Here is a 14223-nt window from a genome sequence, read left to right on the forward strand (position 1 = left end):
ATTGTGTAAAAAGCGTTAAAATGGTATAGGACTAAAGTTTTGGAGGAAATCATGTCTTATTCTAATTTAAAATTGTTTGCACTGTCATCAAACAAAGAACTAGCGAAAAAAGTGTCTCAGACGATTGGAATTCCGCTAGGTCAATCGACAGTTCGCCAATTTTCTGATGGTGAGATTCAAGTTAATATTGAAGAGTCTATTCGTGGCCATCATGTTTTTATTTTACAATCAACAAGCTCACCAGTTAATGATAATTTGATGGAAATTTTAATTATGGTTGATGCTTTAAAGCGTGCTAGTGCGGAGTCTGTTAGTGTGGTAATGCCTTACTATGGGTATGCTCGTCAAGATCGCAAGGCACGTTCTCGTGAACCTATTACTTCGAAACTCGTTGCGAACATGCTAGAAGTTGCTGGTGTTGATCGTCTTTTAACAGTTGATTTACATGCAGCTCAAATTCAGGGATTCTTTGATATTCCCGTTGATCACCTTATGGGGGCTCCCCTTATTGCAGATTACTTTGATCGTCAGGGATTAGTTGGTGATGATGTTGTTGTCGTTAGTCCTGATCATGGTGGCGTAACACGTGCACGTAAGCTGGCACAGTGTTTAAAGACACCGATTGCTATCATTGATAAGCGCCGTAGTGTTACTAAAATGAATACATCTGAAGTAATGAATATTATTGGTAATATCAAAGGTAAAAAATGTATTTTAATTGATGATATGATTGATACTGCAGGTACTATTTGCCATGCTGCAGACGCTTTAGCTGAAGCAGGGGCAACAGCTGTTTATGCTTCATGTACTCACCCTGTTTTATCAGGGCCGGCTTTGGATAATATTCAAAATTCAGCTATTGAAAAATTAATTGTGTTAGATACGATTTACCTCCCTGAAGAACGTTTGATTGATAAGATTGAACAAATTTCAATTGCGGAATTGATTGGTGAAGCTATTATCCGTATTCACGAGAAACGTCCTTTATCACCATTATTTGAAATGAATAAACTAAAATGATAAAAAACCTGTTATTAACAGGTTTTTTATCATTTAATGACGGAAAACTGGACACAAATTATTTTTCTTGTATAATTAAATATATTATTTCTTATCAGGAGGTTATGATGACATTAGAGAAACGATTTAATAAGTACTTAGATAGAATAGAGGTCTCCTTAATTCGTCAGTTTGATCAATCTATTTCAGATATACCTGGAATGGTAAAATTAACTCTTGGAGAACCAGATTTTACCACTCCTGATCATGTTAAAGAAGCAGCTAAATCAGCTATTGATGCGAATCAATCGTATTATACTGGTATGAGCGGTTTATTAGCTCTAAGGCAAGCTGCTGCAGATTTTGCAAAGGATAAATATAATCTTACTTATAACCCTGATAGTGAGATCTTGGTTACGATAGGTGCCACAGAAGCTCTGTCTGCATCTCTTATAGCTATTTTAGAAGCTGGTGATGTTGTTCTATTACCTGCCCCCGCTTATCCAGGCTATGAGCCAATAGTTAACCTTGTAGGAGCTGATATCGTAGAAATTGATACTAGAGAAAATGACTTTAGACTAACCCCTGAAATGTTAGAAACGGCTATTATCCAACAAGGTGAAAAATTAAAGGCTGTTTTACTTAATTATCCTACTAATCCTACAGGTATTACCTATTCAAGGCAAGAAATTGCTGCATTAGCTGAAGTCCTTAAAAAATATGATATTTTTGTTATTAGTGATGAAGTTTACTCTGAGTTAACTTACACTGGTCAGCAACATGTTTCAATTGCAGAATATTTACCTAACCAAACTATCTTAATTAATGGCTTATCAAAATCACATGCTATGACTGGTTGGAGAGTTGGATTGGTGTATGCTCCTGAAGCATCTACTGCTCAAATCATTAAAAGTCATCAATACATGGTGACAGCTGCTAGTACTATTTCGCAATTTGCTGGGGTAGAAGCCTTATCTGTGGGTAAAAATGATACGTTACCTATGCGTCAAGGATATATTAAACGTAGAGATTATATCATTGATAAAATGTCTAAACTTGGTTTCAAAATAATTAAACCGAGCGGCGCTTTTTATATCTTTGCTAAAATACCTGATAGTTATCCACAGGATTCTTTCAAGTTTTGTCAGGATTTTGCTTATCAACAAGCTGTAGCTATTATTCCAGGGGTGGCTTTTGGTAAATATGGTGAAGGGTATATACGTCTTTCTTATGCTGCTAGTATGGAAGTTATTGAAACAGCAATGGCTAGATTGAAAGTTTTTATGGAATCATATGAGGGTTAGTCAAACATACGGTCTCGTTTTGTATAATCGTAATTATCGTGAAGACGATAAATTAGTTAAAATCTTTACGGAGACTGAGGGGAAAAGAATGTTTTTTGTAAAGCATGCTTCAAAGTCAAAATTCAATGCTGTGCTCCAACCTTTGACTATTGCTCATTTTATTTTAAAAATTAATGATAATGGTCTTTCTTATATTGATGATTATAAAGAAGTTTTAGCATTTCAAGAAACCAATTCAGACTTGTTTAAGTTGTCATATGCGAGTTATATTACTTCTTTGGCTGATGTGGCTATTAGTGATAATGTAGCGGATGCTCAATTATTTATTTTCCTAAAGAAAACGTTAGAATTGATTGAGGACGGTTTAGATTATGAGATTCTAACGAATATTTTTGAAGTACAACTACTAGAGAGGTTCGGTGTTGCTTTAAATTTTTATGATTGTGTTTTTTGTCATAGGGCAGGATTACCTTTTGATTTTTCACACAAATATTCTGGATTATTATGTCCAAACCATTATTATAAAGACGAGAGAAGAAACCACCTAGATCCTAATATGCTGTACTTAATCAATCGTTTTCAGTCAATTCAATTTGATGATTTACAAACAATTTCTGTGAAACCTGAGATGAAACTTAAAATTCGTCAATTTTTGGACATGATTTACGATGAATATGTAGGGATTCATCTTAAAAGTAAAAAATTTATTGATGATTTGTCTAGTTGGGGAAGTATTATGAAATCAGATTAAGTTGTAAAGAGGAACATGACATTAGTGTCATGTTCTTTTTTTTAATATTAGGATAAACTAATATGGAATTAATTTTTAGGATATTTGAGATGAAAAAAACATTATACATTACCAATAAACTCTTTTTTGCTAACTGGTTTGTGCCAGTTATTGGTGCAGTTCTAATTCAAGTTATCGGCATCATTGTAAGTAGACGCCTTGTAGTAAAATTGCTACCTGATGATTATAAATTCAATTTATACATTGCGCTTTTACTATTTATTCCTATTTTGGCAAGTATTTTACTATTTTTAATCTATTTTCAAAAAAGGGATTTTACTTCCTTGGGATTTACTAAAGATAATAATGTTTTAACAACGATCTCAGGATTTATTACTGGTAGTTTACTGATGTTTTTTATTTATATTTGCCACTGGTTATCAGGTTTTGTGGAAATTTCTTCCAGCAATTCCTTTTCTTTTGGACCTTTTTTCTTTTTATTACTTGCATACTTTATCCAAAGCTTGACAGAGGAAATTTTATTTAGAGGATATGTTATGACAACAGTTACCAAATTTAAAGGTAGTTTTGCAGGTGTTTTATGCAATTCTATGTTGTTTTCCTTTATCCACTTTAGAAACTATGGTATCACAGCAATAGCACTTTTTAATTTATTTTTACTTGGTATTATTTTTTCTATTCTTTTTAATATGACCAAAAATATTCTTTTTGTTACAGGAGTTCATACTGCATGGAATTTTACTATGGGATGTGTATTAGGTAATAAGGTTAGTGGGGGGTATTCTCCTGTTTCTCTTTTTAGAATTACTGAAAATTCTAGCTTTGCTATTTGGAGTGGTGGGGATTTTGGTTTTGAAGGGGGAGTACTATGTTCTTTGATATTAGTAGGTTGTTTAGCATACTTTTCTTTGGAAAGAGTGAAAGTATCTGTTAGATATTAGCTATTATTGCCTTCTTGTGAAAAAAATAAAGAAACATGCTATAATATAGCCACTAAGTTTTTATGAGGAGTTCATTCATGAAGAAAATTGCTGTAGATGCTATGGGTGGAGATTACGCTCCCAAAGCTATTGTAGAGGGTGTTAATCAAGCTATTTCAGATTTTAGTGATATTGAAGTACAACTCTATGGCGATCAGAAAAAAATTGAGAAATATTTAACAGTAACGGAGCGAGTTAGTATTATTCATACTGAAGAAAAAATTAATTCTGATGATGAGCCTGCTAAAGCTGTTCGTCGTAAAAAACAGTCTTCGATGGTCTTAGGAGCTAAGGCAGTCAAAGATGGTGTTGCACAGGCCTTTATTTCTGCAGGGAATACAGGAGCTTTATTAGCTGCTGGTTTGTTTGTAGTAGGACGTATAAAAGGTGTTGATCGACCAGGCTTAATGTCAACTATGCCTACGTTAGATGGTGTGGGTTTTGATATGCTTGATTTAGGAGCTAATGCAGAAAACACAGCTTCTCATCTTCATCAATATGCTATTTTAGGGTCGTTTTATGCAAAAAATGTCCGTGGTATTGAAGTTCCTCGTGTAGGTCTCTTAAATAACGGAACGGAAGAAACAAAAGGCGATTCTCTTCATAAAGAAGCCTATGAACTGTTAGCAGCAGAGCCTTCTATTAATTTTATTGGAAATATTGAAGCACGTGATTTGATGTCTAGTGTAGCAGATATTGTTGTCACTGATGGTTTTACTGGAAATGCTGTTCTAAAGACAATGGAAGGTACAGCTATGAATATTATGGGAAGTCTAAAATCTTCAATTAAATCAGGTGGCGTGAAAGCTAAATTAGGAGCACTTCTATTAAAAGATAGCCTGTATCAGCTAAAAGATAGTATGGACTATTCAAGCGCGGGAGGTGCGGTTCTTTTTGGTTTAAAAGCTCCAATAGTAAAATGCCATGGATCAAGTGATTCTAAAGCTGTTTATTCTACTTTGAAGCAAGTTCGTACAATGTTGGAAACTCAAGTAGTTGATCAATTAGTTGATGCCTTTACAGATGAATAGGAGTGAACTCATGTCAAGAGATGAAGTTTTTGAAAAGATGCTGGAATTATTAAGGCAGCAACTTGGTGACCCACAGTTAGATATCACACCAGAGTCATCGTTACATGATGATTTAGCAATTGACTCTATCGCTTTAACAGAGTTTATTATCAATTTGGAAGATGTGTTTCATCTAGAGATTCCAGATGAGGCTGTCGAACACATGTCAAGCGTCCAACAACTATTAGATTATATCATTGAACATAAGTAATAATAAAAAGGAAGAAAATACGAACGTTTCTTCTTTTTTTTGATTTTAAATAAAGTTTTTGTTGTATTAGATAATGTTGTGTGTTAGAATAACTCTTAAAATAAGAGAAAGGCGAATAATCAAGTGACTAACCAGCTTATTTATAAAGGAAAAGCGAAAGATATTTATAGTACAAAAGATGAAAATGTGATTAGAACGGTCTATAAAGACCAAGCTACTATGTTGAATGGAGCTCGTAAGGAGACTATTGATGGCAAGGGAGCACTAAATAATCAGATTTCATCTCTTATTTTTGAGAAATTAAATATGGCTGGTGTGGTGACACATTATATTGAGCAAATTTCAAAAAACGAACAATTGAATAAAAAAGTTGATATTATTCCACTTGAGGTGGTATTACGGAATGTGACAGCAGGCTCATTTTCAAAACGTTTTGGAGTGGAAGAAGGACGCGTTCTTGAAACTCCAATTGTGGAATTTTACTACAAAAATGATGATCTGAATGATCCTTTTATCAATGATGAGCATATGAAGTTTTTGGGTATTGTTAATGATGAAGAAATTGCTTATCTGAAAGGAGAGACTCGCCGTATTAATGAACTCTTGAAAGATTGGTTTGCTCAGATTGGGCTTAACTTGATTGACTTCAAGTTGGAGTTCGGATTTGACAAGGATGGCAAAATCATCTTGGCTGATGAGTTCTCACCTGACAACTGCCGTCTATGGGATGCTGAAGGAAATCATATGGACAAGGATGTTTTTCGTAGAGATCTTGGTAGCTTGACCGATGTCTATCAAGTTGTACTTGAGAAGTTGATAGCATTGTAATTAGAAGAGGAAGGAATTGAATCCGTTCGGGAAACTCAGAAAAAAGATTGGGCTTACTGAAATCTCAATTTCAGATATCCTCCTATTTTTCAGTCGCTCCCTTGTCGGACTTGGTATCTTATATGAATAAACGTATTTTTGTTGAGAAAAAGGCTGACTTTGACATTAAATCGGCTAGTCTTGTGAAAGAGTTGACGCATAATCTACAACTGACTTCTTTGAAGGATTTGCGTATTGTGCAGGTCTATGATGTCTTCAATTTGGCTGAGGATTTGCTGGCGCGTGCTGAGAAGCATATTTTCTCTGAGCAGGTGACAGACTGTCTTTTGACGGAAACTGAAATCACTGCGGAGCTTGATAAGGTTGCCTTCTTTGCCATTGAGGCGCTTCCTGGTCAATTTGACCAACGTGCTGCTAGTTCGCAAGAAGCTTTGCTATTGCTTGGAAGTGACAGTCAGGTTAAGGTCAATACAGCCCAGCTTTACTTGGTCAATAAGGATATTGCAGAAGCAGAGCTTGAAGCCGTTAAGAACTATCTTTTGAATCCTGTTGATTCACGTTTCAAGGACATTACCTTGCCGCTTGAAGAGCAGGCTTTCTCTGTGTCTGATAAGACAATCCCTAGTCTTGATTTCTTTGAAACTTATAAGGCTGACGATTTTGCGGCCTATAAGGCAGAGCAGGGCTTGGCTATGGAGGTCGATGATCTTCTCTTCATCCAAGATTATTTCAAATCAATCGGGCGTGTGCCAACTGAAACTGAGTTGAAAGTTTTGGATACTTACTGGTCAGACCACTGCCGTCACACAACCTTTGAAACTGAGTTGAAAAACATCGACTTTTCAGCTTCTAAATTCCAAAAACAATTGCAGGCGACTTATGACAAATATATCGCCATGCGTGATGAACTTGGTCGTTCTGAAAAGCCGCAGACACTTATGGATATGGCGACTATCTTTGGTCGTTATGAACGTGCCAATGGACGACTGGATGATATGGAAGTCTCAGATGAAATCAATGCCTGCTCAGTTGAAATTGAAGTAGATGTTGATGGTGTAAAAGAGCCTTGGCTCCTCATGTTTAAGAATGAGACTCACAATCACCCAACAGAAATTGAGCCATTTGGTGGCGCAGCAACTTGTATCGGTGGTGCCATTCGTGACCCGTTGTCAGGACGTTCATACGTTTATCAGGCTATGCGTATTTCAGGCGCAGGCGATATTACGACTCCGATTGCGGAAACACGTGCTGGTAAATTGCCGCAACAGGTTATTTCTAAAACTGCGGCGCACGGCTATTCTTCATATGGTAACCAGATTGGGCTTGCGACAACTTATGTGCGTGAGTACTTTCACCCTGGCTTTGTAGCCAAACGCATGGAGCTTGGAGCTGTGGTTGGTGCTGCACCTAAGGAAAATGTGGTTCGTGAAAAACCAGAAGCAGGCGATGTGGTCATCTTGCTCGGTGGTAAAACAGGTCGTGACGGTGTCGGCGGTGCGACAGGTTCATCTAAGGTTCAAACGGTTGAATCTGTGGAAACAGCTGGCGCAGAGGTACAAAAAGGGAATGCCATCGAAGAACGTAAGATTCAACGCCTTTTCCGTGATGGTAATGTCACTCGCCTAATCAAGAAATCAAATGACTTCGGTGCAGGTGGTGTCTGTGTTGCCATCGGTGAATTGGCTGACGGTCTTGAAATCGATTTGGACAAGGTACCGCTTAAATACCAAGGTCTTAATGGTACTGAAATTGCAATCTCAGAATCACAAGAGCGTATGTCAGTCGTTGTTCGTCCTAGTGACGTGGATACCTTCATCGCAGCCTGCAACAAGGAAAATATCGATGCCGTTGTGGTTGCTACTATTACTGCAAAACCAAACCTTGTCATGACTTGGGATGGTGAAACAATTGTTGACTTGGAACGCCGTTTCCTTGATACCAACGGTGTCCGTGTCGTTGTTGATGCTAAAGTCGTTGACAAAGACTTGACAGTTCCAGAGGTACGCACAACATCAGCAGAGACACTTGAAGCGGATACGCTTAAGGTCTTGTCTGACCTCAACCACGCTAGTCAAAAAGGTCTCCAAACTATCTTTGACTCATCTGTTGGTCGCTCAACCGTTAACCACCCAATCGGTGGCCGTTACCAAATCACACCAACAGAAAGCTCTGTTCAAAAATTGCCAGTTCAACACGGTGTCACAACAACTGCATCTGTTATGGCTCAAGGTTACAATCCTTATATTGCAGAATGGTCACCTTACCACGGTGCTGCCTATGCTGTCATTGAAGCGACAGCTCGCTTGGTAGCAACGGGTGCTGACTGGTCTCGTGCACGTTTCTCTTACCAAGAGTATTTCGAGCGTATGGATAAACAGGCAGAGCGTTTTGATCAGCCAGTATCAGCTCTTCTTGGTTCTATTGAGGCTCAGATTCAACTTGGATTGCCATCAATCGGCGGTAAGGACTCTATATCTGGTACTTTCGAAGAATTGACAGTACCGCCAACCTTGGTAGCTTTCGGTGTGACAACAGCGGACAGCCGCAAGGTTCTCTCTCCTGAGTTTAAAGCGGCTGGTGAGAATATCTACTACATTCCAGGTCAAGCTATTTCAGAAGATATTGATTTTGACCTTATCAAGGCTAACTTTAGCCAGTTCGAGACTATTCAAGCTCAACATAAGATTACTGCTGCTTCAGCTGTTAAATACGGTGGTGTCCTAGAAAGTCTTGCTCTCATGACTTTTGGTAACCGTATCGGGGCCTCTGTTGAAATTGCAGAGCTTGACAGTAGCTTGACAGCTCAACTCGGAGGCTTTGTCTTTACATCAGCTGAGGAAATTGCTGACTCGGTGAAAATCGGTCAAACTCAGGCAGCCTTTACACTTACTGTCAATGGAAATGACCTTGCTGGGGCAAGCCTTCTATCAGTCTTCGAAGGCAAATTGGAAGAGGTTTACCCAACAGAGTTTGAACAGGCAGACGCTCTTGAAGAAGTTCCTGCTGTGGTATCAGATACTGTTATCAAGGCTAAGGAAACAATTGAAAAACCAGTGGTTTACATTCCAGTCTTCCCTGGTACCAACTCAGAATATGATTCAGCTAAGGCCTTTGAACAGGTTGGAGCTAGTGTCAACTTGGTACCATTTGTAACCTTGAATGAGGCTGCTATTGCTGACTCAGTTGACACAATGGTCGCTAATATTGCTAAGGCAAATATCATCTTCTTTGCTGGAGGATTCTCAGCAGCGGATGAACCAGATGGGTCTGCTAAGTTTATCGTCAATATCTTGCTTAACAAGAAGGTTCGCGCAGCTATTGACAGCTTCATCGAAAAAGGTGGCCTTATCATCGGTATCTGTAATGGTTTCCAAGCCCTTGTTAAATCAGGTCTTCTTCCATACGGAAACTTCGAGGAAGCTGGTGAGACAAGTCCAACCCTCTTCTATAACGATGCCAACCAGCACGTTGCCAAGATGGTTGAGACTCGTATCGCAAATACCAACTCACCTTGGTTGGTAGGAGTTGAGGTCGGCGATATTCATGCCATCCCAGTTTCACACGGTGAAGGTAAATTTGTTGTCAGCGCTTCTGAATTTGCAGAGCTAAGAGACAATGGTCAAATCTGGAGCCAATATGTGGACTTTGACGGACAACCATCTATGGATTCTAAATACAATCCAAATGGCTCTGTCAATGCCATCGAAGGGATTACCAGCAAGAATGGTCAAATCATCGGTAAGATGGGGCACTCAGAACGCTGGGAAGACGGCCTCTTCCAAAATATCCCTGGTAACAAAGACCAAGCCTTGTTTGCTAGTGCAGTAAAATATTTTACAGGAAAATAATTTTTTCAAATTTTTTCATAAAACAGATAAGGAAACAAGAGCGAAGCGAGCTTAACTGTATCTTTCTGTCGTAGTGGTATTTGGGAGCCGTTGAGGCTAAGACTCAATGATTAGCTTGAAAATAGCTTGATAGATTTTCTATTTTGATGTTGGCATTGGTGACGATAGATCCAAAATTGAGAAAATCATCAAAGCTACTTAAGATGAGATACAAAAAGAATTAGGAAAAAAGAATGACATACGAAGTAAAATCTCTAAATGAAGAATGTGGAGTCTTTGGTATCTGGGGGCATCCTCAGGCAGCTCAAGTCACTTACTTTGGGCTTCATAGCCTTCAACATCGCGGTCAAGAAGGTGCTGGTATTGTTTCGAATGATAATGGGAAACTCTATGGTTATCGAAATGTTGGGCTCCTTTCTGAAGTTTTTAAGAATCAATCTGAATTAGATAATTTAACTGGGAATGCGGCTATTGGACATGTTCGGTATGCTACTGCAGGTTCTGCAGATATTCGCAATATTCAGCCTTTTCTTTATAAATTTCATGACGGGCAATTTGCTTTATGCCATAATGGTAATTTGACAAATGCTATTTCTTTAAGGAAAGAATTAGAAAAGCAAGGTGCAATTTTCAATGCCTCCTCAGATACTGAAATTTTGATGCACTTGATTCGTCGAAGCCATAACCCAAGTTTTATGGGGAAGGTAAAAGAAGCTTTAAGCACTGTAAAGGGAGGCTTCGCCTATCTACTGATGACAGAAGATAAATTAATTGCTGCTCTTGACCCTAATGCCTTTCGTCCTTTGTCAATTGGACAAATGCAAAATGGTGCTTGGGTTATTTCCAGTGAGACCTGTGCTTTTGAGGTGGTAGGCGCAAAATGGGTTAGAGATGTTGAACCTGGCGAAGTTATCCTTATAGACGATAGTGGTATTCAATGTGATCGTTATACTGATGAAACGCAACTGGCAATTTGTTCGATGGAATATGTCTATTTTGCAAGGCCGGATTCAACTATACATGGTGTTAATGTTCATACGGCTCGAAAAAATATGGGAAAGCGTCTTGCACAAGAATTTAAACAGGATGCTGATATTGTAATTGGTGTCCCAAATTCGTCCTTATCGGCTGCTATGGGCTTTGCTGAAGAATCCGGATTACCAAATGAGATGGGTCTTGTAAAAAATCAGTATACGCAGCGAACCTTTATTCAACCGACACAAGAATTAAGGGAACAAGGTGTTCGAATGAAACTATCAGCGGTATCTGGTGTTGTCAAAGGAAAGCGCGTTGTTATGATTGATGACTCAATTGTAAGAGGAACGACTTCTAGAAGGATTGTCGGATTATTAAGAGAAGCAGGAGCTAGTGAAGTACATGTTGCTATAGCTAGTCCAGAATTAAAGTATCCTTGTTTTTATGGTATTGATATTCAAACAAGACGAGAATTAATTTCAGCAAATCACGCTGCTGACGAAGTGTGTGATATTATTGGCGCAGATAGTCTGACCTATCTCTCACTAGATGGGTTGATTGAATCAATTGGACTCGAAACAAAAGCACCAAATGGTGGTTTATGCGTAGCTTACTTTGATGGACATTATCCAACACCGCTTTATGATTATGAAGAAGAATACCTCAGAAGTTTAGAAGAAGAAACAAGTTTTTATATTCAAAAAGTGAAATAAGCTCTGCTAATTATATAAGGAGAAAACATGTCTGAAAAAAATGCTTATGCAAAATCTGGTGTTGATGTTGAAGCTGGTTATGAAGTGGTTGAAAGAATAAAAAAACACGTTTCTCGTACAGAACGTGCGGGAGTCATGGGAGCTCTAGGTGGCTTTGGTGGGGTGTTTGACTTGAGTAAAACAGGAGTTAGAGAGCCTATTTTGGTTTCAGGAACAGACGGTGTTGGCACAAAACTCATGCTTGCGATTAAATATCAACAGCATGACACCATAGGCCAAGATTGTGTTGCCATGTGTGTCAATGATATTATTGCAGCAGGTGCTGAGCCATTATATTTTTTAGATTATATTGCGACAGGAAAAAATAACCCAGTCAAACTTGAAGAAGTTGTTTCTGGCGTTGCAGAAGGTTGTGTTCAAGCAGGAGCAGCACTCATTGGAGGTGAGACCGCTGAAATGCCTGGGATGTATGGCGAAGATGATTATGACCTTGCTGGCTTTGCTGTTGGTGTGGCTGAAAAATCTCAGCTCATTGATGGTTCCAAAGTAAAGGAAGGCGATATTCTTTTGGGACTTGCTTCAAGTGGTATCCACTCAAACGGTTATTCGCTGGTGCGTCGTGTCTTTGCTGACTATACTGGTAAAGAGCTGCTTCCAGAGCTTGAAGGTAAACAACTCAAGGATGTCCTTCTTGAGCCAACTCGTATCTATGTTCAAGCAGCTCTGCCATTAATCAAGGAAGAACTAGTCAACGGTATCGGCCACATCACGGGTGGTGGCTTTATCGAGAATGTTCCTCGTATGTTTGCGGATGATTTGGCTGCGGAAATCGATGAGGATAAGGTGCCAGTACTTCCGATTTTCAAGGCGCTTGAAAAATATGGTGACATCAAGCACGAAGAAATGTTTGAAATCTTCAATATGGGTGTCGGTCTTATGCTAGCTGTTAGTCCTGAAAATGTTAACCGCGTCAAAGAGCTCTTGGACGAACCAGTTTATGAAATCGGTCGTATCATCAAGAAAGCAGACGATAGTGTGGTGATTAAATAAGTCACTAAATTTTATAAGAAAGGAGTGTTTAGTTAGTTTGCCTAACTGAACACGGGATTAAATTTCTGGGAAAAAAGATAAAACGACTTAGACGCAAGCGTCGTTGTTCGTTTTCCTATTTTTCTAGAAATTTTTCGGCAAGCCGAATCATCCCTTTGTATCGAATATGAAAATCGCTGTTTTTGCTTCTGCTAATGGTTCCAACTTTCAGGTCATAGCAGAGCAGTTTCCAGTTAGTTTTGTCTTTTCAGATCATCGTGATGCCTATGTTTTAGAGCGTGCTCAGAACTTAGCCATTCCAAGCTTCGCTTTTGAACTCAAAGAGTTTGAGAATAAGGCGGCTTACGAGCAAGCCGTCGTTGATTTGTTGGACAAACACGAGATTGACTTGGTCTGTCTGGCGGGCTACATGAAGATTGTCGGAGAAACCTTGCTCTCAGCCTATGAAGGGCGTATCATCAATATTCACCCAGCCTATCTGCCTGAATTTCCAGGTGCTCACGGTATCAAGGATGCTTGGGAGGCAGGTGTTGACCAGTCTGGTGTGACCATCCATTGGGTGGACTCTGGTGTGGATACCGGTCAGGTCATCCAACAAGTGCGCGTGCCACGCCTAGCAGACGATAGCCTAGAAAGCTTTGAAACCCGCATCCATGAAACCGAATATCAACTCTATCCAGATGTTTTGGATAGTTTGGGCATAAAGAGAAAATAGTAAAATTTGTTATAATAAGCTAATGAAACTAGTGAAAAATTTAGAGATAGTAGAGTCTATTTTTGGTGATTGGGACGAGACCATAATCTGGTCGTGTGTCCAAGGTATTATGGGAGAAGTTTTTGTAGATAGTTTAGACCAACCAAAATCTTCTTTGGCAAAATTGGGAAGGAAATCATCTTTTGGCTTTCTAGCAGGTCAGCCTACTTTATTTCTACTAGAAGTTTGCTCTGGGGAGGATATTATCCTTGTTCCTCAGCATAAAGGATGGTCAGATTTGATTGAATCAACTTATGGCCAGAATGCCCATTCTTTTAAGCGTTATGCGACGAAAAAAGATACTTTGTTTGAGCGAAGTAGGTTAGAGAAGTTTGTTACTCAGTTGCCAAATGGTTTTGAATTACGTGTTATTGATGAGAAAGTTTACAACTCTTGCTTAGAAAAGGAATGGTCACAGGATTTAGTAGCAAATTACGCTACTTATCAGTACTATAAAAAACAAGGTATAGGTTATGTTATATATTATCAGGGGAATATCATTGCAGGAGCTTCATCTTATTCAACCTATAAAAATGGGATCGAGATAGAAGTAGATACGCATCCAGATTTTCGTCGGCGTGGTTTAGCAACAATAGTTGCAGCTCAGTTGATACTAACTTGTTTAGATAAGGGAATTTATCCTAGCTGGGATGCTCATACAAGGACTTCATTGAATTTATCTGAAAAACTCGGTTATGAATTTTCTCATGAATACATAGCCTATGAAATAGATTGAAGTA

General features: G+C 38.7%; 12 protein-coding genes. All 12 read left to right on the forward strand.

What is annotated here, in order from left to right:
• Positions 1-51: 51 nt before the first annotated feature.
• The 12 genes from A6J68_RS01295 to A6J68_RS01350 all read left to right on the forward strand — a co-directional run bounded on the left by A6J68_RS01295 (position 52) and on the right by A6J68_RS01350 (position 14219).
• Positions 52-1020 carry a ribose-phosphate diphosphokinase gene (locus A6J68_RS01295; RefSeq protein ID WP_000122450.1) on the forward strand — a complete coding sequence of 323 codons (969 nt, stop codon included), beginning with the start codon at positions 52-54 and terminating at the stop codon, positions 1018-1020.
• Between the two features lie 107 nt (positions 1021-1127).
• Positions 1128-2303: a pyridoxal phosphate-dependent aminotransferase gene (locus tag A6J68_RS01300; protein WP_000171461.1), complete on the forward strand. Its 1176-nt coding sequence runs from the start codon at positions 1128-1130 to the stop codon at positions 2301-2303.
• Positions 2293-3054, forward strand: a complete 762-nt coding sequence (recO, locus tag A6J68_RS01305; protein WP_001266276.1) for a DNA repair protein RecO — start codon at positions 2293-2295, stop codon at positions 3052-3054. The genes A6J68_RS01300 and recO overlap by 11 nt, the downstream gene beginning before the upstream one ends.
• Positions 3055-3116: 62 nt before the next feature.
• Positions 3117-3995, forward strand: coding sequence for a CPBP family intramembrane glutamic endopeptidase (locus A6J68_RS01310; protein ID WP_000420123.1), 879 nt, complete (start codon positions 3117-3119; stop codon positions 3993-3995).
• Between the two features lie 77 nt (positions 3996-4072).
• Positions 4073-5065: a phosphate acyltransferase PlsX gene (gene plsX / locus A6J68_RS01315; RefSeq protein WP_000717414.1), complete on the forward strand. Its 993-nt coding sequence runs from the start codon at positions 4073-4075 to the stop codon at positions 5063-5065.
• A gap of 10 nt (positions 5066-5075) precedes the next feature.
• Positions 5076-5315, forward strand: coding sequence for a phosphopantetheine-binding protein (locus A6J68_RS01320; protein WP_000085641.1), 240 nt, complete (start codon positions 5076-5078; stop codon positions 5313-5315).
• 123 nt (positions 5316-5438) lie between these two features.
• Positions 5439-6143, forward strand: coding sequence for a phosphoribosylaminoimidazolesuccinocarboxamide synthase (purC, locus tag A6J68_RS01325; RefSeq protein ID WP_000184490.1), 705 nt, complete (start codon positions 5439-5441; stop codon positions 6141-6143).
• Positions 6144-6265: 122 nt separating this feature from the next.
• Positions 6266-9991, forward strand: a complete 3726-nt coding sequence (locus A6J68_RS01330; protein ID WP_105253155.1) for a phosphoribosylformylglycinamidine synthase — start codon at positions 6266-6268, stop codon at positions 9989-9991.
• A 233-nt stretch (positions 9992-10224) separates the two neighbouring features.
• Positions 10225-11679, forward strand: coding sequence for an amidophosphoribosyltransferase (gene purF / locus A6J68_RS01335; RefSeq protein WP_000220675.1), 1455 nt, complete (start codon positions 10225-10227; stop codon positions 11677-11679).
• 27 nt (positions 11680-11706) lie between these two features.
• Positions 11707-12729 (forward strand): phosphoribosylformylglycinamidine cyclo-ligase, encoded by a 1023-nt coding sequence (gene purM, locus A6J68_RS01340; protein WP_001291333.1) that lies wholly within the window; start codon positions 11707-11709, stop codon positions 12727-12729.
• A 166-nt stretch (positions 12730-12895) separates the two neighbouring features.
• On the forward strand, positions 12896-13444 hold the full coding sequence (gene purN / locus A6J68_RS01345; protein ID WP_000685108.1) for a phosphoribosylglycinamide formyltransferase: 549 nt from the start codon (positions 12896-12898) through the stop codon (positions 13442-13444).
• A gap of 22 nt (positions 13445-13466) precedes the next feature.
• Positions 13467-14219: a GNAT family N-acetyltransferase gene (locus A6J68_RS01350; RefSeq protein ID WP_000780023.1), complete on the forward strand. Its 753-nt coding sequence runs from the start codon at positions 13467-13469 to the stop codon at positions 14217-14219.
• Positions 14220-14223: the final 4 nt, after the last annotated feature.

This window comes from Streptococcus sp. 'group B' (genome assembly GCF_002073795.1).
Lineage (GTDB): Bacteria > Bacillota > Bacilli > Lactobacillales > Streptococcaceae > Streptococcus > Streptococcus agalactiae.